This is a genomic window from Catenovulum agarivorans DS-2, assembly GCF_000568405.1.
Classification (GTDB): domain Bacteria; phylum Pseudomonadota; class Gammaproteobacteria; order Enterobacterales; family Alteromonadaceae; genus Catenovulum; species Catenovulum agarivorans_A.
In genome coordinates, this window is the sequence record NZ_ARZY01000045.1 from 1 (window position 1) to 23321 (window position 23321).

At 40.9% G+C, this 23321-nt stretch carries 24 protein-coding genes and 1 tRNA gene; 9 read left to right on the top strand and 16 right to left on the bottom strand.

The window, feature by feature from the left end:
• Nucleotides 1–79 precede the first annotated feature (79 nt).
• The 4 genes from DS2_RS17080 to DS2_RS17095 are packed head-to-tail and all read right to left on the bottom strand — an operon-like array spanning nt 80 to nt 5676.
• Nucleotides 80–1672 (bottom strand): ABC transporter ATP-binding protein, encoded by a 1593-nt coding sequence (locus DS2_RS17080; RefSeq protein ID WP_035016138.1) that lies wholly within the window; start codon nt 1670–1672, stop codon nt 80–82.
• Nucleotides 1672–2697: an ABC transporter permease gene (locus DS2_RS17085; protein ID WP_035016139.1), complete on the bottom strand. Its 1026-nt coding sequence runs from the start codon at nt 2695–2697 to the stop codon at nt 1672–1674. Before DS2_RS17085 ends, DS2_RS17080 begins: the two co-directional genes overlap by 1 nt.
• Complete coding sequence (locus tag DS2_RS17090; RefSeq protein WP_035016141.1) at nt 2697–3788, bottom strand: microcin C ABC transporter permease YejB; 1092 nt, start codon at nt 3786–3788, stop codon at nt 2697–2699. Before DS2_RS17090 ends, DS2_RS17085 begins: the two co-directional genes overlap by 1 nt.
• A 31-nt stretch (nt 3789–3819) precedes the next feature.
• Nucleotides 3820–5676, bottom strand: coding sequence for an extracellular solute-binding protein (locus tag DS2_RS17095; protein WP_081754319.1), 1857 nt, complete (start codon nt 5674–5676; stop codon nt 3820–3822).
• A 95-nt stretch (nt 5677–5771) separates the two neighbouring features.
• On the opposite strand from DS2_RS17095, the gene DS2_RS17100 reads away from it, so the two are divergent.
• Complete coding sequence (locus DS2_RS17100) at nt 5772–7337, top strand: GGDEF domain-containing protein (RefSeq protein ID WP_235188637.1); 1566 nt, start codon at nt 5772–5774, stop codon at nt 7335–7337.
• A 15-nt stretch (nt 7338–7352) separates the two neighbouring features.
• On the opposite strand, the gene DS2_RS17105 is transcribed toward DS2_RS17100, so the two are convergent.
• Genes DS2_RS17105 through trpS form a run of 3 tightly spaced genes read right to left on the bottom strand, consistent with a single transcriptional unit; the run spans nt 7353 to nt 10140 of the window.
• On the bottom strand, nt 7353–7778 hold the full coding sequence (locus DS2_RS17105; protein ID WP_200870160.1) for a hypothetical protein: 426 nt from the start codon (nt 7776–7778) through the stop codon (nt 7353–7355).
• Between the two features lies 1 nt (nt 7779).
• Nucleotides 7780–9069 carry a hypothetical protein gene (locus tag DS2_RS17110; RefSeq protein ID WP_035016142.1) on the bottom strand — a complete coding sequence of 430 codons (1290 nt, stop codon included), beginning with the start codon at nt 9067–9069 and terminating at the stop codon, nt 7780–7782.
• A gap of 60 nt (nt 9070–9129) precedes the next feature.
• On the bottom strand, nt 9130–10140 hold the full coding sequence (gene trpS, locus DS2_RS17115) for a tryptophan--tRNA ligase (protein WP_035016144.1): 1011 nt from the start codon (nt 10138–10140) through the stop codon (nt 9130–9132).
• Nucleotides 10141–10320: 180 nt separating this feature from the next.
• Here trpS and DS2_RS17120 point away from each other — a divergent pair.
• A tRNA-Arg gene (locus DS2_RS17120) sits at nt 10321–10396 on the top strand.
• Here the strand turns inward: DS2_RS17120 and DS2_RS20080 are convergent.
• A complete protein-coding gene (locus DS2_RS20080) occupies nt 10356–11723 on the bottom strand; it encodes an ATP-binding protein (protein ID WP_051479970.1) in 1368 nt (455 codons plus the stop codon). The two genes, DS2_RS17120 and DS2_RS20080, sit on opposite strands and share 41 nt — an antisense overlap.
• 130 nt (nt 11724–11853) lie before the next feature.
• Nucleotides 11854–12354: a ribonuclease E activity regulator RraA gene (rraA, locus tag DS2_RS17125; protein ID WP_035016146.1), complete on the bottom strand. Its 501-nt coding sequence runs from the start codon at nt 12352–12354 to the stop codon at nt 11854–11856.
• 164 nt (nt 12355–12518) lie between these two features.
• Here rraA and DS2_RS17130 point away from each other — a divergent pair, with 164 nt between their 5' ends.
• Together DS2_RS17130 and DS2_RS17135 are read left to right on the top strand one after the other, a co-directional pair.
• Complete coding sequence (locus DS2_RS17130) at nt 12519–13022, top strand: phosphatase PAP2 family protein (RefSeq protein ID WP_035016147.1); 504 nt, start codon at nt 12519–12521, stop codon at nt 13020–13022.
• Nucleotides 13023–13026: 4 nt separating this feature from the next.
• Entirely contained in the window at nt 13027–14091 is a 1065-nt protein-coding gene (locus DS2_RS17135) for an MJ1255/VC2487 family glycosyltransferase (protein WP_035016149.1), read from the top strand.
• Between the two features lie 88 nt (nt 14092–14179).
• Here DS2_RS17135 and DS2_RS17140 read toward each other — a convergent pair whose 3' ends face one another.
• The 5 genes from DS2_RS17140 to DS2_RS20605 form a co-directional block, all read right to left on the bottom strand.
• Nucleotides 14180–14503, bottom strand: coding sequence for a type II toxin-antitoxin system RelE/ParE family toxin (locus tag DS2_RS17140; RefSeq protein WP_035016151.1), 324 nt, complete (start codon nt 14501–14503; stop codon nt 14180–14182).
• Nucleotides 14478–14708, bottom strand: coding sequence for a TA system antitoxin ParD family protein (locus DS2_RS17145; RefSeq protein ID WP_035016152.1), 231 nt, complete (start codon nt 14706–14708; stop codon nt 14478–14480). Before DS2_RS17145 ends, DS2_RS17140 begins: the two co-directional genes overlap by 26 nt.
• 469 nt (nt 14709–15177) lie before the next feature.
• Nucleotides 15178–16632, bottom strand: coding sequence for an MBL fold metallo-hydrolase RNA specificity domain-containing protein (locus DS2_RS17150; protein ID WP_051479967.1), 1455 nt, complete (start codon nt 16630–16632; stop codon nt 15178–15180).
• A 192-nt stretch (nt 16633–16824) separates the two neighbouring features.
• Nucleotides 16825–17244 (bottom strand): nucleotidyltransferase substrate binding protein, encoded by a 420-nt coding sequence (locus DS2_RS17155; protein WP_035016154.1) that lies wholly within the window; start codon nt 17242–17244, stop codon nt 16825–16827.
• A 1-nt stretch (nt 17245) separates the two neighbouring features.
• Entirely contained in the window at nt 17246–17404 is a 159-nt protein-coding gene (locus tag DS2_RS20605; RefSeq protein WP_160168590.1) for a hypothetical protein, read from the bottom strand.
• A 106-nt stretch (nt 17405–17510) separates the two neighbouring features.
• Between DS2_RS20605 and DS2_RS17160 the strand changes: the two genes are divergently transcribed.
• Genes DS2_RS17160 through DS2_RS17180 form a run of 5 tightly spaced genes read left to right on the top strand, consistent with a single transcriptional unit; the run spans nt 17511 to nt 19683 of the window.
• A complete protein-coding gene (locus DS2_RS17160; protein WP_035016155.1) occupies nt 17511–18107 on the top strand; it encodes a Uma2 family endonuclease in 597 nt (198 codons plus the stop codon).
• A gap of 1 nt (nt 18108) precedes the next feature.
• A complete protein-coding gene (gene mntA, locus DS2_RS17165) occupies nt 18109–18501 on the top strand; it encodes a type VII toxin-antitoxin system MntA family adenylyltransferase antitoxin (RefSeq protein ID WP_035016157.1) in 393 nt (130 codons plus the stop codon).
• Complete coding sequence (gene hepT, locus DS2_RS17170) at nt 18491–18901, top strand: type VII toxin-antitoxin system HepT family RNase toxin (RefSeq protein WP_035016158.1); 411 nt, start codon at nt 18491–18493, stop codon at nt 18899–18901. Before mntA ends, hepT begins: the two co-directional genes overlap by 11 nt.
• A 3-nt stretch (nt 18902–18904) precedes the next feature.
• On the top strand, nt 18905–19393 hold the full coding sequence (locus DS2_RS17175) for a hypothetical protein (RefSeq protein WP_035016161.1): 489 nt from the start codon (nt 18905–18907) through the stop codon (nt 19391–19393).
• Nucleotides 19384–19683, top strand: coding sequence for a nucleotidyltransferase family protein (locus tag DS2_RS17180; RefSeq protein WP_035016162.1), 300 nt, complete (start codon nt 19384–19386; stop codon nt 19681–19683). Before DS2_RS17175 ends, DS2_RS17180 begins: the two co-directional genes overlap by 10 nt.
• Before the next feature lie 8 nt (nt 19684–19691).
• On the opposite strand, the gene DS2_RS17185 is transcribed toward DS2_RS17180, so the two are convergent.
• Nucleotides 19692–21119, bottom strand: coding sequence for a phosphomannomutase (locus DS2_RS17185; protein ID WP_035016164.1), 1428 nt, complete (start codon nt 21117–21119; stop codon nt 19692–19694).
• Between the two features lie 9 nt (nt 21120–21128).
• Complete coding sequence (locus tag DS2_RS17190) at nt 21129–23306, bottom strand: YjbH domain-containing protein (RefSeq protein ID WP_081754321.1); 2178 nt, start codon at nt 23304–23306, stop codon at nt 21129–21131.
• Between the last annotated feature and the right edge of the window lie 15 nt (nt 23307–23321).

Below are 23321 nucleotides of genomic sequence, written 5' to 3' on the forward strand. Positions count from 1 at the left end.
TTATGGTCTAGTAATTTCCATATATTGCACCGAACTTGCAGCAATCTTGATTGCACCATACTTACAGCGCTTCAACACACTAAAAAGCCGTCGCGATCAACTGCTTAGTATAATCCTGCTCAGGCGCATTAAACACCCGCTCACACGAACCACACTCAACAACCTTACCAGCACGCATAACCAAAACCTGATCACACAAAGCCTTCACAACCTTCAAATCATGACTAATAAACAAATAAGTCAAATTAAACTCATGCTGCAAACGCTTAAGCAACTGCAACACCTGAAACTGCACAGTGCGATCCAACGACGACGTAGGCTCATCCAAAATAATAAACTTCGGCTTCATCACCAAAGCACGAGCCAACGCAATACGCTGACGCTGTCCACCAGAAAACTCATGCGGATACCTATGACGAATATCAGGGTCAAGCTCAACCGCCTGCATCGCCTCAATAATTTGCAGCTCACGCCACTGCGCATCACCCAAATTATTAATTTCCAACCCCTCGCCAATAATCTCACTCACCAACATACGTGGACTCAAACTGCCATACGGGTCCTGAAAAACAAACTGCATATCACGGCGTAAACTGACTAAATCAGCCTTAGAAAGCTTATTCAAATCTTTACCAGCGAACGACAAACCACCTTCCGACTCAATCAAACGCAACAAAGCTTTTGATAAAGTCGTTTTACCACTGCCACTTTCACCAACAACCCCTAACGCACTGCCCTGCTTGATCTCAAAATCAATCTGATCAACCGCCTTCACATGACCAACAACACGGCGCAACAATCCACGTTCAATCGGAAACCACACTTTAAGCTTGTCCGCTTTAACCAACAAATCAGCATTTTCAGGCGTCGAACAAAACCTATCCGGCGGCTCAGCATTAATTAACTTAACCGTGTAAGGATGCTGCGGGTTAGTAAATACTTGCTCGCTATCACCTTGCTCAACAATGTGGCCATGTTCCATCACTGCAACTTTATCAGCCACTTGCCGCACCACTGCTAAATCATGGCTAATAAACAATACAGCCATATTCATTTCCGCTTTAAGCTTCTTAATCAACTGCAAAATTTGCGCCTGTACAGTCACATCCAGCGCAGTGGTAGGCTCATCAGCGATTAACAACTTAGGGGTATTAATCAACGCCATTGCAATCATAATGCGCTGCTTCTCACCACCCGAAAACTGATGAGGATAATCAGTCATGCGCGATTCAGCATTACGAATGCCCACTTTATTCAACCAATCTAAAATAACAGGACGGCTTTGTTTAAGTGACAAACCTTGGTGAATTGCTAAGGTTTCGCTTAACTGGCGCTCAATTGTATGCAAAGGGTTAAGCGACATCATAGGCTCTTGAAAAATAACCCCAACTTTATTACCACGCCATTTACGCAACTGGCTCTGTTTAGCCGATAAAACCGATTCGCCATCCAATAAAATATCACCTGATAAATATTGAGCTGGCGGCTCGGCTAACAAACGCAAAACCGACATCGCGGTAACCGACTTACCACTGCCACTCTCACCCACCAAAGCTAAAGTCTCACCTTGATTAATCGCAAAATTCACCTCATGCACAACTTGGCGAACCTGCTCTCCTTGGCGAAATCCAATAGATAAATTATTTATGCTTAAAGTCGCTACATCAGCCATTAATAACTCTTCCTCGGATCGTATGCATCACGAATACCTTCGCCAACAAAAACCAACAACATCAAAATAAGCCCAAGCGAACCAAAAGCCGTTAACCCCAACCAAGGCGCTTGAATATTCGCTTTACCTTGCGCCAACAACTCACCCAGCGACGGCTCGCCAGGTGGCAAACCAAAACCTAAAAAGTCGAGTGAAGTTAAAATAGTCACAGAGCCAGACAAACTAAACGGCAACATAGCCAAAGTGGCTACCATAGCGTTGGGTAAAATATGTTTAAACATTAACCTTGAATCCGACATGCCCATGGCTTTCGCTGCCAACACATATTCAAAATTACGGCAACGCAAAAACTCAGCGCGCACCACACCAACAAAACCCATCCAGCCAAATAACAAAGTAATAAAAATCAGCCAAGCAACATTCGGGGTAATAAAATTCACCAAAATAATCAGCATAAACAACTGAGGTAAACCACCCCAAATTTCCATAAACCTTTGTAGCCAAATATCCACCCAGCCACCATAAAAGCCTTGCACAGCGCCCAAACTAATCCCAATAATGGCCGAAGCTATGGTAACGGCAAAACCAAATAAAACACTCAATCTAAAACCATAAATCACCCGAGCTAACACATCTTGGCCTTTATCATCCGTACCTAGCCAATTATCCACGGTAGGCGCACTCGGTGCAGGTGTCGGCAAATCATAATTAATGGTTGAATGATGATAAGGAATAAGCGGCCAATAAATCGTGCCACCCGCCTCTTCGATTAACTCTTGAATATATGGGTCGCGATAATCGGCGGCTAAATCGAACTCACCACCAAAAGTAGTCTCAGAATATTCAACAAATATAGGGCTATACCACTGACCCTTGTATTGAATGGCAATCGGCTGATCATTGGCAATAAACTCAGCCAACAAACAAAACGAGAATAAAATTGAAAACAACCATAACGAATAAAAGGCTCGGCGGTTACTTTTAAAACGCGCCCATCTTTGTTGATTAATTGCACTTAACGCCATTATTTTTGTGCCTCAAAATCAATTCGTGGATCAATCACCATATACATCACATCACTGATAATATTCAGCAATAAACCAACCAAGGTGAATACATACAAGGTGGCAAAAATAACCGGATAATCACGCTGCACCGTGGTTTCGTAAAACAGTAAACCTAAACCATCTAACGAGAAGATAATTTCAATAATAAGTGAGCTGCCAAAAAACACACCAATTAATGAGGCTGGCAAACCAGCAACAATCACCAACATAGCGTTGCGAAACACATGTTTATATAAAATGCTATTTTCGGTTAAGCCTTTGGCGCGAGCGGTCATCACATACTGACGGTTAATTTCATCTAAAAACAAGTTTTTAGTCAGCATAGTTAAACCAGCAAAACCGCCAATCACAGTGGCAATAATCGGCAAAGTCATATGCCAAAAATAATCAACAATTTTGCCCCACAGGCTTAATTCTTCCCAATTATTTGAAGTTAAACCACGCAGCGGGAACCAATCTAAAAAGCTGCCACCGGCAAACAAAATTACCAATAACACCGCAAATAAAAATGCAGGAATAGCACTAGCGGCTAACACCACTGTTGTGGTCCAAATATCAAAATTAGAGCTGTGCTTAATCGCTTTGCGAATGCCAAGCGGAATGGATATCAGATAAATAATTAAAGTAGACCACAGGCCAAGTGAGATAGAAACCGGCAAACGCTCAATAATTAAGTCAACAACCGCTTTGCCGCGAAACAAACTCTCACCAAAATCAAAAGTGGCGTAGTTACCGAGCATTTCCCAAAAGCGTTCACTAATGGGTTTATCAAAACCAAAGCGTTTTTCAATTTCAGCTATCTCTTCATCGGTTAAGCCCCCCGCACCACGGTAATTACCGCCCTCACCTTGAGCTTGGTCTAAACCATCAGAGCCTGCACCGCTTAACCTTTGCTGCATTACATTTTCATCACCAATCCCTGAATGAGCGGCAATATATTGGTCAACCGGCCCGCCCGGAGCCAACTGAATAATAAAAAAGTTTAGTGCAATAATCGCAAAAAAGGTTGGCACCACCAGCAGTAGGCGGCGCAGAATATATGCTGTCATTAATTACTACTACTTAATGTTTAGGTTTAAATTATTGTTTCTTTTGAGGTAGTTTTTTCGCTTTAGTTTCATCGTACCACCAAGTGCTTTCACCTAAAGCATATTTAGGTAAAGTTTTCGGACGAGAAAACTTATTCCAATAAGCAACCCGATACTCAGACACATGCCACTGCGGAATGGTGTAATACTCCCATAATAAAATGCGATCTAACGCACGCGCATGCGGGATCAACATTTCATCATTCTCTTGATACTGCATAATTTTTTCAACCAGCTCATCAACAACAGGGTTTAACGCCCCAACTGCATTGTAAGTTGAATCTAAATAATCAGAATGCCATTCAAGACGCAAAATTTCGCCCGGAAAGCCGCCACGCGCCATATGTGAGACCACCATTTCAAATTCGCGTTCACGCAAACGATTAATATACTGCGAAGCGTCCGACACCAAACGAATATTCATTTTTGCGCCAATGCGCTCAACATTCTTTTTAAATGGCATGACAATGCGTTCCATCGACGCACTGTATAACAAAATCTCAAATTCAAACTGCTTGCCATTGGCATCGACCAATTTATTATTTTTAGTGGTGTAACCTGCTTGTTTAAACAAACTGAGTGCCTTGCGCATTTCGCGGCGAATGTTACCGCTGCCATCAGTTTTATTTAATGCAAAAGGTTTACTAAATAACTCATCCGGAATTTTGCCTTTGTATTGCTGCAAAATCTCTAACTCTTCGCCCTGCGGTAAACCAGTTGAAGCATATGGCGTATTCATAAAATGGCTGAAGTTGCGCGTATACGAACCATAAAACAAATTTTTATTGGTCCATTCAAAATCAAATAACAAATTTAATGCTTGGCGGACACGTCGGTCTTTAAACTGCGGCTTCTGTACATTAAATACAAAAGCTTGATTGCCCGAAGGCAACTGATGAGCAATTTCAGCTTTTACAATATAACCCTTGTCGAATGCCTCACCTACGTACTGAGTCGCCCAGTTTTTAGAAATATTTTCCGTTCTAAAATCATATTCGCCTTTTTTAAAGGCCTCCATTAACACTGTTTCATCTAAATAATAATCAATGCGGACACTATCAAAGTTTAGCGTGCCTACCTTGGTTGGATGGTTACGTGCCCAATAATCCTTTTTACGTTGGTAAACAATATATTTGCCCATTTCATAATCCCCAACCACATACGCACCGCTGCCTAAAGGTGGCTGCTTAAAAGGCTCAGAAAAAGCTTTGTCTTTATAATAATGTTCTGGCAAAACAGTCAAACTTGCCAGCCCAAGCATCAACGCTTTGTCAGAACGTGGCAAAGTAAATTTAACAACAGAATCGCTCTCAACGGCTACCTCAACGCCTTGATAAATCTTTCTAAATTGAGGCACACCATCTTTCATAAAGGTATTAAACGAAAATGCGACATCAGACGCGCTAATCTTTTTACCGTCTTGAAAACGGGCTTGCTCATTCAGGTAAAACTTAATCCAAGAATAATCTGCAGGGTATTCTACCTCTTGCGCGATTAAGCCATAATACACCTCAATTTCATCATCATTGGCAACCATTAAAGAATCAAATAATCCTTCAATTCCACTAGGAGACGACCCGCGCATGGCGTAACGATTAAAATTATCAAAAGTGCCTTGAGTCGCCAACACCATCTCACCACCTTGTGGCGCATTTGGGTTAACATAATTCCAATGTTTAAAATTGGCCGGATAAGCAGGCTGACCACGCAGCGCAATTGAAGACGCCCTAACCGTAGTCGCGGCTGAGTCATTCGCATGAACAGAATTTATTGCACAAAAATTAACTAACAGTAACAATATACTGACAAAATGAATGATGTTTCTATTTAATAAGTGAATAAATTCCATCAAATTTGACTCCGATAATGTTTTAATTAGGCTATATTAAATACATCGCCAAGTTTATATAAAGCTAAGGTAGCCTGTAAAGCTGTATCATAAGTATGAAAATAAACATAAAATTAACCTTGCTCGTCGCTTTAGTTGCAATTGTTTCCGGCATACTTATTTCATTGCTGTCGTACTCGCATATCTTAAAAAACAGCCAATTAGAAGCCGATCAAACCATACAGTCTTTAGCTGCCACTGTATATAGCACAGCTTCAGCCGCAGCTTACCTGAACGACGAACCATTAGCCAACGATGTAATTTCAGGCTTACTAAAAAATACAGTTGTCGAATGTGCCGAAATTACCAGCCCCAAATTAAAGCAGTTACGCGCTATTCACTGCGATAAAGCACAATTACATACAGAAAACCTATACTCGCCGTTTAACGCTAACGAAATAATAGGCGAACTGCGAATCTACAAAAATATCAGTTCGGTTGAAGACAAAGCGTTATCGCAAGTTACCAGCGCGATCACCAGTATATTCCTCATCGTATTTATTATCGCAATTTGTACCTTAGTGATAACCTATCTATTGGTTTCACACCCAATTGCAATGCTCGCAGACGAATTAGAAAACATCGACTTTACCCACGAAGAAACCGACAGACTCACCACGCAATCGCGCAGTGACGAACTCGGGTTAATCAGAAACATAGTTAATAGAATGCTCGCAAAGCTAGACGAGCGCTTGCAACACGAACGAAACTTATCAGCACAAAAAGAAAAACTCGCCAGCAACTTTAAAATGATTTGTGACATATCCACCAGCGCACTGGTTGTCACTGACGAAAAATTAAACTTGTTATCTGTTAATCCCAAATTTAAAGAGCTTTGGTATAAAAACAGTGGCCAGCATGAGGTTGTGTACGATGACAATTGGTTAGAAAAAATATCATTTGAAGTAGATGAAATTAAACAAAAAATACTCGACTACCCCAAACTAAATACTTCGCAAACCATAGAAATAGAGGTGCGCAAACCAACCGACAGCGACATGGAAGCACAATGGTTTGACTTAACCTTTAACAAAGCAGAAAACATGTTTGGGGAAATAAACGTGTTTGTCATCATCAGTGATATTACCGAAGCACGTCAAAAACTGTTACTAACTGAATTTGAAGCAGACCACGACACACTGACCCATCTTAAAAACCGTCGCTCAACCCGCAGAATAATCGAAAAAATTCTCGACACCAGCGAGCTCACCCCAGAATTTGCGCTACTGTTAGTCGACCTAGATGGATTTAAAGCAGTAAATGATACCTACGGCCACGACGCGGGCGATACGGTACTGATTGAAGTAGCAAACCGATATCGAAAACTGACACGAAAATCAGATATTGTCTGTAGATGGGGCGGCGACGAATTTTTAATTGTGCTGACCAATGTAAACCAAACAGAAGTAGAGATAATAGCCGAGAAATTAGTACAGGCGACCGCCGTGCCGATTCAACTTGATGACGATACCACCGCCCAGATAGGAAGCAGTATTGGCGCGGCTTTATATCCTAAATCAGGCAAAGACTTCGACAAACTATTTGACCATGCAGACCATGCCATGTACCAAGTTAAAAAGCAGGGGAAAAACGCGTTTGCCATCTACCAATGGCAAGAATAAATCCAGCACAAAAAGTTAAAAGCGGTAAACCACTTTAACCTTATCTGTCACATATTGCTCATCCACATAAGCAACAGCATTTGGATTTTTTTGTACATACTTTAACGCATCACTTGGGGTGTCTAACTCAATTGGGGGTAAGTAGCGCCCGGTAAATTTAAGCCGAGCCCAATAACTATTAATTTTTGCCAGCGACAAGCCAGTCGCTTGAAAATAAAAGTTTTCTTTATAGCTAGACTCATTAGGTAAATCGACCGGCTCAGCAGAAGTGCCATTTGGAAACGCCATATAGCGACCAGTATAAATATCTATCACATTAGTCAGGCTTAACTGTTCAACCGGATTCTCTTTGTTTACAACCACAACAAGCTCGGCGGCTGCAGTGTAACTACAGCTCATTAATAAAGAAGCGGCAAATACTTTATGGGCAATTTTTGTCATATTAAAACACCCAATCTAAGCCAACAGCTAAAATATTGACCACTTCAGCAGGGTTACGCGCAACCGTATCCCTAAACCACAAACCCGCGCCATCTTTATGTACCCAAGCACGCTGGATTTGCGCTTTAAAAGCGATATCTGCTTGTAAATCTAAGCGAAAACCTAAAGTTAAACTATGCTGCTCGTATTTTACGTTTAACGACTGCACAATTGCGTCTAACGATTGCGCAACATCCGTTTGTGTGGCAGCAGACAAGGCGGCCAATAACAACGGAGATGGCTGAGTTGAAGGTTGATAACCATCTTCAGTACTGATACTAGACACAACAATAAAGGGTGAAAGCTTGCCCAGCCTATGGGTATATTGGACATAACCCGCAATGCTATCGGGTGCTAAATAAGAATCAGTTGCTAGCTTGCCAAGCTCGCCTCGCCAATAACCATCAAGCTTATTATATTCAACAGCCAATGAAGAATAACTAAAATCAGTATTTTTAATTCGATAGGCATTCAAAAGATCAACCGCACCATTCCAACCGGGTAAACCCAGTGCAGGCGGTGGCGCAGCCAATGTATTCGCAAACTGCTCTACACTTTGGTCGACATTGTAGCCATCATGTGTTGCTTTAGTATAACCAGCTCTAAACAACCAGCTACCATATTCAATCGCAACATTCGCCCCAAAAAGATCTTTTAATGGGGTAATAACATCAAAGCCTTCAATATTCACCCACACATCACTATTGCCAGTATAAGCATTAGCCGCTAAAAACATTCGGCCAAAACGTTTTTGAAAGCCAACATCAATGCCATCAATACTACTGACAGGTATTTGCGCATAAAAATCGTGAACCGGATAAACCGTATCTTGGCTGTAGCCAATAAAACGCGTGTCACTTAAAAGATAGAGTTTGGGCGAAAAGCGGCCAACACGAACTAACCACTCAGGGTTAGGACTATAATTGAGCGTTGCAATTTTAACGCGATCAGAAAAGTCATCGGTTCTTTCGCGCCGAAACACCACCTGACTGACAAAATCCCATTGCGGGTTAAACTGGTGATTAACTTGAAAACCAACCAGACTCAAGTCGAGTAACTCAAATTCACCACGCGAGCCAGACTCAGAAGAAGCGATATTCGTACGAAATGCCAACTCAGAACTGTCTGCGTGATAACCGACGATAGATCCAAAGCCAGAAACATGCGTTTTACTTTGCGCTTGCACTGTTGCAGTGAATAAACACACAAAATAAATGACTAATAAATCAACACGTAACCATTTTGCTTGCATAGTGAAACTCAATTATAAATTGCACCGCCCAACAATTTGAGCGGCTAACTAAATACTAGCTTATTTTTTCGGTTTTGCTATAAAACCAATTGCGTCATAAACTTTATCTAGCATAACTTGCGCACGCTCTGAAGCACGCTCAGCACCTTGCAACATCACCTTATTTAAAAAGTCCTGTTGCGAACGCATTTCAGCAAAACGCGTTTGAATCGGCTCAAGCAAAGCAACCACAGCTTCGGCAGTGTCTTTCTTTAAATGACCATACATTTTATCTTCGTACTCAGGCACTAACGACTCTATGCTCTTACCAGTTGCACACGACAACAAAGTTAATAAATTAGAAACACCCGCTTTTTCTTCAACATCAAAATAAATACGCGCCTGCTCATCCGAGTCAGTCACTGCGCGTTTCACTTTTTTAGTAATTTTTTTCGGGTCTTCCAACAAACCAATAAAGTTACCTGGATTATCATCCGACTTAGACATTTTTTTAGTCGGCTCAAGTAAACTCATAATACGCGCGCCAGTTTCAGGAATATAAGGTTCAGGCACCTTAAAAACCTCACCATAAGCATTATTAAAGCGCGTAGCGATATCACGGCTTAACTCTAAATGCTGCTTTTGGTCATTACCCACAGGTACTTGGTCAGCTTGATACAACAAAATATCCGCCGCCATTAAAGTCGGGTAAGCAAACAAACCCGCGTTAATGTTATTCTCGTTCTTTGCAGACTTATCCTTAAACTGCGTCATACGATTTAACTCACCCATTTGCGTATAACAATTTAACGCCCACGCCAATTGAGTATGCTGAGGCACATGCGACTGCAAAAATATCGTGCTTTGATCAGGGTCAATACCACAGGCTAAATACAAAGCTAAACCGTCTAAACAAGCATTACGCAGCTTTTCAGGCTCTTGGCGCACAGTAATCGCATGCAAATCAACAATTGAAAACAAACAATCGTATTCACCTTGCATACTCGCCCATTGACGTAACGCGCCCATGTAGTTACCAATTGTTAACTCACCACTTGGCTGCGCACCACTAAAAACCACAGGTTTAGTCATATATTCCTCTGTATTAATTCTTCTTGTGAAATTTGCCGATAATGAAAGACATTATACCTATCAATTAAATTTTTTCTTTGGGTCATGTCGATAATTTTCAATTAATCTAGACTCTACATAAATTCGCGACACAATGGGTTCAACATAGCGGAAAAATAAGTATACTAAAGGGCACAAAATGGCCCTATAGTTCAACAGGATAGAACAATTGCCTCCTAAGCGATCGATCCAGGTTCGAGTCCTGGTGGGGCTGCCATAACCTCTTGAAGATTATCTAACGACAATCCGTGATAACTCACCGTATAATCTTTCAGCTTAAGTTTTTGCAACAAACCCTGAGACTTTTCAATTAACTTTTGCTGGTTGTATTTTTTGTGCTGGCGTTTAACTTCAGCAATTAAGATATGCTTATCTAAATCGTTTATCGCAACAACATCAATTTCATTTTGGCCTTTTGCATCCCAATAACCGCCAATGCGACCAAACTGCTTTGACTCAATTAAAATAGCTCGATACAAAGACTCCAATTCGCTGCCCGAATACACCTCAAAGTCACGCTGAATATGACGCCGAATATAAGTATAGTTCTCCATTTCAACCGCACTCTTATTGGCATGGATAAACCTAAACCAAAACTTCAGAAAAGGATCAGCAATACTGTAACGCACATCACGCGAAGTTTCCTTTGAAGTGATCGGACGGTTTTTACTAATAACATTAAAATTGTTATCTAAATGCTCCAAGTGCAAGCCAACACCCATTCCTAAGTAATTTTCAATCTTATTTCTGCTGGTATTGCCCTTAGCAATGGCACCTAAAATATCAAAATAAACCCTATGCTCAGTACCAAAATCTTCGACGAGTCTATGAGTCCCCTCTTTAATAAAAGGCGAAAATTCCGAGATCACAGCTTCAAAAATATCTTCAGACTCTTGCGAAAATACCGTCAACCACTCTAAATATTTAGGAATACCACCAGATAAGCACCACCAAATTAACAAATTCTCAGCACTAAACTGTTGATGATCCTTCATAACATCGGCGATATAAGACGGCTGCAGTGGTTGGATTCTAAAAAAACGGTCGTCACGATTTAACAAGGGCTCATCTTTACCCTTAAAGATTTTCACCATCATGCTAAATAACGAGCCACAGCAAATTAAATGCATCATAGCGCTGGTTTTATAGCTATCCCAAAGGTTTTGTAGCTCAGAAAACAACGCCGCGTTGACTTTATCTATATCTTGGAATTCATCAAAAATAACCGTCAGAGGCTGAGTTTTAGCGTACTCGAGCAAAAACTCAATAATATCTCTTAGCGACTGAGGATGGAAAAATTTAGCCGACAGCTCACTACGAATAACCTGAGCAAACTCATCAACCAAAGAACTTTCTGTTTTTCTACTAATGAAAAAGTACAAATACCGATGTGAGCCAGCAGCAAAAGCCTCATTCAACAACCTTGTTTTACCAACTCGCCTACGGCCAACCATAACACTCAATTGACCTTTGCTGTGCTCTAAATTGCTAGAAACCCGTTTTAAAGTTAAAAGCTCATTTTCTCGGTTATAAAATTTGTGCATTTAACCCCAACCCACATAAGAACTAAAGGTTAACTATAAAGCACCAACATACCACTGTAAATAAACCTACTGTAAGAAAACTTACTGTAAAAATATTTACAGTAACTTAAAAGTCAATTTAGCAATCAACTTAATCTTCAACCAAATCATCTAACTCTAAAGGCTCTGGCGACAAAATAATGCCCGTGGTATCGGCATACACATAGTCTTCAGGCAAAAACGTAACACTGGCAAAATTAACCGCGGCGTCTAACTCACCGGCTTCATCGTCATCAGCCCCAACCGGAATCGAAGCAATTGCCTGAATGCCTAAATCAATCTCTTCTAACTCATCAACATCGCGCACAGCACCATAAACAATTAACCCTTCCCAATTATTGGCACAAGCTAACTCCGCCAGTTCAGCATCAATTAACGCACGGCGTTTAGAACCACCACCATCAACTAACAAAACCTTACCGCTACCATCTTCCGACAACACCTGGCGAATCAAACCATTGTGCTCAAAACATTTAACCGTGGTAATAACCCCATAAAAACTGGTTATACCCCCGTATGAGCTAAAAATAGGCTCAACAACATCAATCATATCGGTATAGGTATCACATAATAAAGAGGTACTGAATTCCATGGTTAACTACCTTATAGGAAAAGAAATTTCGTCTATTATAAACAGCAGTTGAAACGAGATCCAATGGTTAAATTTGTCACATTTTTGACCAATTTGGTTCAAACAACAGTCACACAAAAATCATAACATCAGCACAGTAAAGTACAGTAATCAGGCATTGTGTTATGAACATCATTACCCAAAAAGACCAACAATTATTTGGCTGGATATTCTCACATACGCAAAATCGCGACATGAAATGGGTTCGATTGATCTCAAAAACAGGCGACGGACATTTTTATATCGCACTCGCCATCTTACTCGCGCTATTAGAGCACGAAGGCATTTGGTTTTTAGCGGTCGGACTAGTTGCATTTTTAATGGAACTGCCATCGTACTTTATGTTGAAAAAAGCCTTTAAACGCGCACGACCAAGCGACTTATTAGTATCAGCGCATATAGAACCAAGCGATAAATTCAGCTTGCCATCAGGCCATACAGCCGCCGCATTTTTAATGGCAACACTAATTAGCGCATTTTATCCAAGCTATACCGTATTAGCGTATAGCTGGGCGTCGTTCATTGGCTTATCACGCGTACTTTTAGGAGTACATTTCCCAACAGATATAATCGCAGGCGCATTACTAGGCATGGTTAGCGCTTGGTTAAGTTTAGGATGGATATTATAGATATATGAAGATTTTTTATGGTGTACAAGGCACAGGGAATGGCCACATAAGCCGAGCTCGGATCATGGCAAAACGATTCAACGAACTAGGCATAGAAGTAGATTATTTATTCTCAGGTCGCGACGCCGACAAGTTTTTTGACATGGAACCCTTTGGTGACTACCAAGTTCGCAAAGGCATGTCGTTTTCCAGCAAAGACGGTGAACTCGCATTATTCTCGACCCTCAAGCAAGTAGAATTAAAAAAATTTTGGAAGGACGTAAAAAGCTTAGACTTGTCAAGCTACGACGTCGTACTAAACGACTTCGAACCCATCAGCGCATGGGCAGCCAAACGTCAAGGCATCGCCAGCATTAATATATCGCACCAAGCAGCGTTTATGCAGGATATCCCAAGCAAAGACGCAAAATGGACCGACAAGCAAATACTCAAATACTTTGCGCCATGCCGTCATAACTTGGGTGTACACTGGTACCACTTTGGCGCAGACATCATCCCACCATTTATAGAAGCACCTGAAAAACTCGAGTGCCAAAACAACAAAATAATGGTGTACTTACCGTTTGAATCGCTCGAGCAAATTAAATTATTGCTGGCGGATTTCTGCGACTATCAATTTTACTGCTATCACCCTGATATCACAGCAGACAAAGACGAAGACCACATAAGCTACCGAAAACTTAGCCGCACAGGATTTAAACAAGACTTATGCAACAGCAAAGGCATAATCGCCAACGCAGGGTTTGAATTATCCAGCGAAGCTTTATGTTACGGCAAACGCATTTTACTTAAACCATTATCAGGCCAATTTGAACAAGCGAGTAATGCTTATACTTTGGAGTTAATGGGGTTAGCTTCTGTGATGGAAAACCTTAATTTTGACAGTGTTGAGAATTGGTTAGCGCAGAATGATGGTGGTCGAGTCATCTTCCCATCTGATCCGCAACCTTTGATAGATTGGATCCTTGCAGGTGATTACGACAACACTGCGAGTTTGTTGAAGTCGTTGTGGGCGCAAGTGCAATTTCCAGAGCATGTTGAGAATAAGTTAAGTCGCAAAGTGGCTTAATTGCAGCGCTTTAAACTCAGTGCTTACAAGCATACTCGAAGCATGATTTTCTAAAACCGCATAAAAACGTGACCCAATTTAACAAGGACTATTTAATTAAGTTTAGGTCACTTTTACGCTGTTTTTTCATATCTCGATAAAAATTTTCATGCGAAGCCAAATTCAGTAGATACAACTGCAATTGCCCTTGCACATACGAGTATCCAAGCAAAGCTAATTGATTATCCAGTTTAAACTTATAAACTCGCACATGTGACAAATCACCTTTTTTCTGTTCACCTAAATTGGGATCTTCAATTATTTTTTCTATATAGTCTTCAACTGTTTTTAATTGCTGATCAGACAATTTGCTCAAAGCTTTACTAAAACGTCGAGACTCAAAAACCTCAATCTCTTTTACTTCTTCTGACATAAGGCTTCACCAAACCGTGCTTCATTTCTTCTGACGCCAATAACGACTCTCGAACAAACTCAAAAGACAAATCAGGATTATCTATCATTATTTGACCAATTTTCGCCCAATACTCAATTTGCTTAGGCACAGAACGCTTCTCAGCATCTGCATGAATTTTAGCGTTTGAAACAAACTCGTCATCTAACCTAACACTTACAGCCATGTGATAAACCTCAGCTCAACTAATTATTAAGACACCACCAATATGCGACATTTTGTCGCTAATTACAACTTAATTCCGTTGTTACAAGCAATAAAAGAGTCAGGAGAGATGGTTGGGATTGTGTTTCTCAAAACGTCCAATCGGTAGGGATACCGTTTGAGAGCGGGCCATGGATGGCCTTGCAGCGGTTTTGAGAAATACATCGCAACCAGCTTGACCTTCTACGCCCCCCAACTAGCAGTGCTAGAAATTATCGTGCCAGCAAGCACACTCGAAGCATGATTTTCTAAAAACGCTTTAAACCCTCCTTGGGCCGCTCCCATAAGATATCCCTATCTTATGAAGTTTTAGAAAACCAGCATTCGAGTACGCTTTTATCTAACTTCTTTATTACTGCTAGAAAAATTTGTATACACTAGCAACAACACAAAAGTCAGGAAAGTGCTAGAGCAATAACTTAGAGCAAAATCTAACTCGCAATTTCAACAAAACACCCAGGCAATAACGCCTGATACTCAGCCTGCAACGCCAACTTAGCCTCATCATCGCCATGGACAATCTTAATATGACTAGGTTTATGCCGCATACGCTTAACAAAATTAATTAAATCAGACTGATCAGCATGGGCACTATAACCCGACAAAGTAAACACACCCGCATTAATATCAACCCGCTGGCCATCCAACACAACATAACCACCACGCGGGCCATATTTTTGAATATCACGCCCTGGGGTCCCTTTAGCTTGATAACCAACAAACACAACATCAGTGCGCGGGTCAGGCAACAACGCCTGCAAATAATTCATAATACGCCCGCCCGAACACATACCACTGGCGGCAATAACAATACAAGGTGAACCTTTGCGGCGAATATAGTCAATCGCATCCAAATGCTGCTGATGATCATCAATAGTATACAAATTATCAAAATCGAGCGGATGCCTACCCTGCTGCAACTTACGCTTAGCCTCTTTATCCCACAAAGCCGACAACTTTTTATAATGCGCAGTAAAATCAGCCGCCATAGGACTATCTAAAATAATAGTTAAATCCTGCCACGTAGAATCAACACCCGACTTAGCCGAGCGATAAATAATATCCTCAATTTCATACAACAACTCCTGAGTGCGGCCAATACTAAACGCCGGAATCAACACAGCACCTTTATTTTCTAAACAACGCTCAACCACACCTTTTAACTGCGCACGCCGCTGTTTGCGGCCAATATGATTTTTATCGCCATACGTACTTTCAATCACCAAAGTATCCGCTTTATACGGCGCTTTAGGAGCAGGCAACAAAGGCGTATACGGCGCGCCCAAATCGCCAGAAAAAACAAACCTATGTTTATCCGCTTTGCCTGATTGATTGGCAAGCTGGCAATCAACTTCAACATACGCCGAACCCAAAATATGCCCAGCAGGCTGAAACTTAAACTTAACTTTTTCACCATTTTTACCACTTTGATCAAACGGCAAATTAAACCAAGTTTTATACTCAACCGGCACAATCAGCGAATTAATCACCTTTAAAAACGACTCAACCAAACGCCTGTCGCGGGTAATACCTAACTTAATAGCATCTTCCAACACCAAAGGTAATAAATGCGCGGTAGCAGGCGTGCAATAAATAGGTTTACGAAAACCCGCAGCCACCAACCACGGAATACGGCCAACATGATCAATATGGCAATGAGTAACAATAAGCGCGGCTACCGAATCAATCTCAAAATCAATATGCGGCGAATTGGCATCCGCCTTACCAGAGGTTTCCGCCCCTTGAAACGAACCACAATCAATTAACAAACAAAAATTGGGGTTTATAGTTAACCTATGGCAAGAACCAGTAACACCATCCACCGCACCGTGGTGAGAAATAACCGGCAAAGAAACAACAGAAGCAATATTTTTAGAAATGTTCATAACAATCCTTGTATATACCAATACCTAAAATGTAGGCAAAAACTAGCGGGTGAAAATAACCACCGCAACTCTATCAATATGATCAATCAGCTTATAGCACGCGAGCCATAAACCTTGACCTGCTCAACACCATGATATTTTGCAAATATTTCTCTTAAATCAGCAATTTGAAGGTCTGACAATCCGAGTTGACTAGTCATTTACCAACTCTTCTAACAATTCAAAATACCAAGCATCTAACATAGGTAAATATTCTTGTTGAATACTTAAAATAACCGCCTCAATTTTTTTGAAATCGTAAGTATGGCTCATTAAATTTCTATCACCAATCATACGCAGCCACACGTCAGGTTGGCTAATATACTTAGCTTGAAAGGCTTGTCGAACCACAGCCTTTGGAGATATTCGTTCCAGTTCAATGCCATCAAACTCCATCTTGTCTTTCAATACCTTCCAAGCAAGCTCAAAAGTATACTCAAAACGCTGAATCGCCCCCTCTTTTTCAAGCTGACTTAACTCAGAAATGTCATACTCCATCGCCTCACGTAGCAACAACAAAGCACGTTGAAAATTTTGAAAACGTTGCTGCCAACGAATATCCGTATCAGACATATTAACCTCGCGCATAATTTTCAAGCTTACCTAAGTCTTTTTCCACTTTTGCAGCCAAAGCTTGCTTGACAAACTCATATGGTAAATCAGGGTTATCTTTCAGAGCAGCCTGAATTTTCACTTCAAGCTCTTCTTCTGTTAAATTGCTTAAATTAGCCATTGTATTAATCCCTAATTTTCAAACGTACTTAAAGTGTAACAGCATAAAGATATTTGTAGCAATTAATAGTAAACTAAAGCCAGCGCAAGCAATTAAGGATTCAACAATGTCTACCGTCACAAAACAACAAAACATAACAGTAGAAGAATACTTAAACGGTGAATTAATTAGTGACACCAAACACGAACTGGTTAACGGCCAAGTATATGCAATGACGGGGGCAAGCAAAAACCACGAACGTATATCACTTAATATCTTGTCAGAATTTAAATACCATCTCAAAAATTCACCATGCGAACCCTTTGGTTCAGACATAAAAATAAAAGTGCGAGATAACTTTTATTACCCTGATGCATTGGTAGATTGTAGCGTTGATGAAACAACCCCATACTACACAAAAACACCAGTGATTGCGGTTGAAGTAATTTCAAAATCAACCCGAAAAATAGACGAACAAATAAAACGCATGGAATACATAAACATTCCAACATTAGTCGAATACGTAATAATTGAACAAGACTATGTAGATGTAGCGGTATTTCGTAAAAGCGACCAGTGGCGACCAACCCATTACTTTTTAGGCGATGAAATTCACTTTGAATCGATAGGTCTAACACTCGCAGTAGAAGAAATATACTCACGCGTAAACAACGAAGACATGAATGAATACACAGCCAAAAAACAAGCGAAGCAACAAAACTAGCATGCCAAACCAAACCATAATAAACAAAATAAAACAACTAGCTACAGACAATAGCGACGTAGAAATACTCTGGCTATATGGTTCACAAGCGCGTAACACAGCAAATGAAAAAAGCGACTACGATCTTGCAATAAAATTTAAAAACCACATAGAAGACGCGCTCGACAGAAGACTCAGGCCAGAGCTACTTGCAATGGACTGGCAAGAACACATAGAAAAACCAATATCCATAATAGACATAACCCAAGTAGACATACCACTAGCCTACGCCGTAGTAATGGACAACTGCATGCTCGTTAGTAAAAATGAATTGGAGCTATACGAACGCGAGCGCATTATAATGTCAAAATACTGTACAGATTACTTGTACCATAGGAAGCACAATGGCGAATGAATATGCGCTTGCAATAACAGAGCACGTAAAAGAGCAACAATCTGACCTAGAGCAAATAAAAGCAACTCTAGAGAGCAGAATGTGGACAAGGGTAGAAAGACGCGCAGCCGAACGAATTATTCAAGTAATGGTAGAAGCTTGTATAGGAGTAAGTAAACACTACCTGAAAAAACAAAACATAACCACGCCATCAGACACATACAAAATATTTTTACAGTTAGCCGAACAAGGCATAATCACTCAACAAGAACTACAAACTTGGCGCAAAGTTATTGGCATGCGTAACGCCATAGTGCACGACTATTTAAATTTAGACGAACGCGTGCTCGCCAACATAGTACAAAACGGCCTGTACAATACACTGGCCGACTTTGTAAACAAACTAGCAAACGAGTTATAACCAATGAAAATAGACAACAAACGTTTAATACTGTTTAAACAGAATTGGAATGAAGCACAACGCAACCAAGCCAAACTGAATTCATCTCTTACACGTTTAGCTGCAACATTTCCACTACAAGCCAACTTTTTGCAACATTCATCCGAGCAGAAAATAGAATCAATAGACGCATTTAGAGTGCGCTTTGCTGATTTACAAGACTGCATAGGCAATAAACTATTTAAAGGTGTACTGCTATTGGAAGAAGAACAACCAACCTCTACGTTAGACACCTTACACAAAATGGAAAAACGGCAAATTTTGCCAGATGTCGAATTATGGCGAGAAATAAGACACGCCAGAAATGCGTTTGCGCACGACTACCCAGAAAGCGATCAAGAAAAAGCCGACACTCTCAATTATGCATTTGACTTAGCACCAGAGTTAGAGAAAATACTGAATAACGTACAAGTGTATTGCCAACAACAGTTAGAGATAAATTTATGCGACTAACCGACACGCAAATTCAAAATATATGCAACAGTGGCAAAAAGATATTTGGTGAAAACTGTAACGTATGGTTATTTGGCTCAAGAGTAGACGATGCCAAAAAAGGTGGTGACATTGACTTATTTTTTGAAGTAGACCCAACCACCACACCAGGTAGGCAAAAAATTAAACTAGCGGTCTTATTAGAAGATTATTTTGGCGAACAAAAAATAGACCTAGTACTACACCAAAGAAACACGCCTGAGCAACCCATTCATCAATGGGCTAAACATACAGGCGTAAAACTTTGTTAAAGTGCTACCTAAAGCCCCAACAAAAACTCTAATGCTTTAGTTAACAACTGCTGCGCAGCTTGGGTAGATGCCGACTCAACATAACAACGCAGCTCAGGTGCATTGCCAGACGGTCTAAAATGTACAACGTCCGCATTATTCATGGTAATACGCAAACCATCAGTCGTATTCACATTATTAACCGCAGTAAAACCTAATGCAGTAGCCACTTTTTCAGGTTGTGTGGTTAACTCAGCAATTAACGCCTTACTCTTATCAGTGGCAAAATCTTTAAGCCTATCACTTACAGTAAAACGTGGCGGTAAAGTTTTTAACTGCTCAGCTAACGTAGCCTTTTGTGTTAACAAAGCAAATGCAGGTAATAAGGCATCACGCGTTGGTAGGGCTTTTAAACTTTTGCCCTCAACCAAAACATCGCTACCCAACAAATAGCCACCGTTAGCCTCAAAACCTGCAATGGCTGCAAATTCATCTGCTAAATCAGCAGCTAACACAGAAAACTCAGCAATAACATAAGGCGAGCCAATTTTAGTGCGCACAACCTTAGTAAACAAAGCAGACTGCTCAATAGCGGTATTACAACTAACTGGCACAGCTAACGCCTGAATATTTAACGCCTTGCTACACAACAAACCTAAAATATCACCACGTAACCAATTACCATTTTCATCAGCAATTAACGGGCGATCACCATCACCATCGGTAGAAAATATCGCATCAAAGGCAAACTCTTTGCTCCACGCTTGCGCTTTTGCTTGGTCTTCAGCTGAAACAGCCTCAGTATCAATAGCAACAAACTCATTGCTGCGCTCTAGGCTAGTTACCTGTGCGCCCAAAGCCTCAAAAATTTGGCGATAAATATCCCGACCAGCACTTGAATGCTCGTAAATACCAATGCTCTTACCAGCAAGTGCATCAGCAGGGTATAAAGAAGTATAACGCTCGATATAAGCTGTTTTAGCAGCATCATCTACAGCTAACTCAGCTAAATCCAAGCTATCATCTAACGCGGTAAATTCAGCTTGTTCAGCTAAAATAGCCAACTCATCTGCTTTAGAAATTTCGCCATCCGGGCGATAAAATTTTAAGCCGTTGCGGTCAAACGGAATATGGCTACCAGTAACCATAATAGCCGGCATATTGTCTTGCATGGCTTTATACGCCAACGCAGGCGTAGGCACCACACCATAATACACAGACTTTATACCCAACTGCTGCAAACCCGCAGCACAAGCTTGCGCCATAGCATAACTGCTAGGGCGGTTATCAATAGCGATAGCCACAGTAGTAAAAGCAAAGTTTTGTTGCATAACCTTAGCAAACGAAACCGCAAAAGCCGCGCAAACACTTGGGGTAAAACCAACCACCAAACCACGGGCACCACTGGTGCCAAACTGTACACCTGAATTTTTAATAACGTTTGAAGTAACTAACATAACCAAATCCTATAGCTCAAAATACGCGCTACGTAACCTATCTTGATGACGCTGCAAATAACTCGTACCTTTACGGCCAAAGTTATTAAAGTGATTATCTAAATGATAAAAAGTACGCGCCTCATCCGCTAAACCAAAGGTTAAGCCATTGTGCTCTTCGCCCACCAAAGTATGTAACGAATAATTCCAATCAGCACGCATACGCACATTCGCATAACGCGTATTAACATCTTTACGCGCACCAAAGTTATAAGTAAAACCTAAACCAATGGTTTTTTGATAAGTGTCGGTATAAACAAAAGCAGAATTTAAACCCTCAACCGGATCACGCGTTGCTTTAAACGACAAATTAACCTCAAAGTCATCAAAATAACGGCTAACCAATAAATCTAAGCCAGTATCGCCCGCCCAATAAGTACCATACTTAGCCAAAAAGCTGGTATTTAACCAAGGTGAATAATAACGATACTTAACTAAAGAAACATTGCGGTCGCGATACTTAGGCAACTCGCCATAACACTCAAACAAAGCTTTTGACGGGTCACGCACACACGTAGGGTTATAACCTAACTCACTCTCGCCCGAATACTTATAATTACCTGTATATAAAAATAGCTGATGCTGGCCGCTGTCACTCTGCCAACCTAACTCGCCACTTGTAACAGTGTAATCTTGCGAAAAACGCCCATAAGTCACTAAACCCATAGTGTTAAACGGTAAATTAAACGCCTGATTCAAAGTAAAGTTATACAAACCAGTTTGTTGGCGGTTGCCAGCAAAACCGTTACCATCACGAAAATCTTCAGACTCAACTAACTGCAAAAGATGAAACGCAGTAGCCGTTAAACCCGGCCATAACGGAATAGGCAACTCAGCATGGGTGGCTAAAGCAATAGAATAATCCAACATACCCAGCTCGGTACCGACAGTTGAATTAACATGCGGATACAAAGTAATTTTTGGTTTTAACCAAAAGCTAGAATCTTGATCTAACCAAGTAGTATCCGCAGCCTGATTACCCGCGGTAATTTGCAACTCACCACCTTTTAAAAAGTTACGATAGGCAACAACAGAAGACGAAACAGAATCAACCACAATACCCGCTTGGGTAATTTCTACCGCAAACGATTCAAGCTGCTGCGGCGCATATTGGGCAACTATTGCCATCACCACAGAAAAAGTATCGATATGGTTGCCGCTGTATCGATTATTTTCAACTCGAAGCGTTAAATGCGAACCCGCCTGATTTAAACCTAATTTAAAATCAGTAAACCTGCGCTTACGCAAAGCTTGGCGAATTAATAATAACGGCTCGGCTTGCTGAGCACTAGGCGTTTCAACTTGTTTAATACCAGTTTGAATAACATTTTCAGCTAAAGCAGGGGTAATAGCCGCGCGAGTTTGGTACATATTGGTGCTTACGCCAATGCCCCAATAGGTGTGATTAGTTAAATTATCTTCACTGGCACCCAACATAGCTTTAGCAAAAAAGCGGGTATTGCCACCTAACCAATCTTTTGGGGTAGAAAGCTCAACCCCATAATTAGCACTGACTGCATCGTACTCAGCCAACAGCGCGCCCCACTCGTAAGGCTGCCATTTAACCGCACCGAATACACCATCCATACGGCCCAAACCAGAGTCAGTAGCCCCCACACCAATGGAGGCATCTAAATTAAAATCAACAAAATATTTAGACAACACCGCATACTTACCATCATACCGATCTAAAGCCCCCCCCAAATCTTGTATACCGACAGCAAGCTTAAACCAATCTTCAGGGATATAGGGCAAAGTAAATTTAATATTGGCGGATAAATCAGAGCCTTTAGTTGTAGTATTCGCGTAAGCTGAATTACGGCCTGTTACCTCTAAATAATCAGAAAGCCCAGCAGCAAAATGAAAGTTTGGGGTGGAAGTGTAATGCCCACTCAACTCGGATTGATTACCATGAGTAAAAATTATTTCGCCATCACCAAAGTTATAAGCAGATGGCACATTAAAGTAACCAGAAAAACCTTGGAAAGAGGTTGTAACATCCGGCCGCTTAGCATCGCTGCTAGAGCCATTATTAACAGAGCCTGCATTAGCAGAAGAAACAACAGCAAAGGTTGAAGCCACTATGCATGAAGTAAAAGTAGATGAAGCAACAGCATTAGATAAAACAGAAAGTTTAAACACGCGCATTGTTATTGTTCCTAA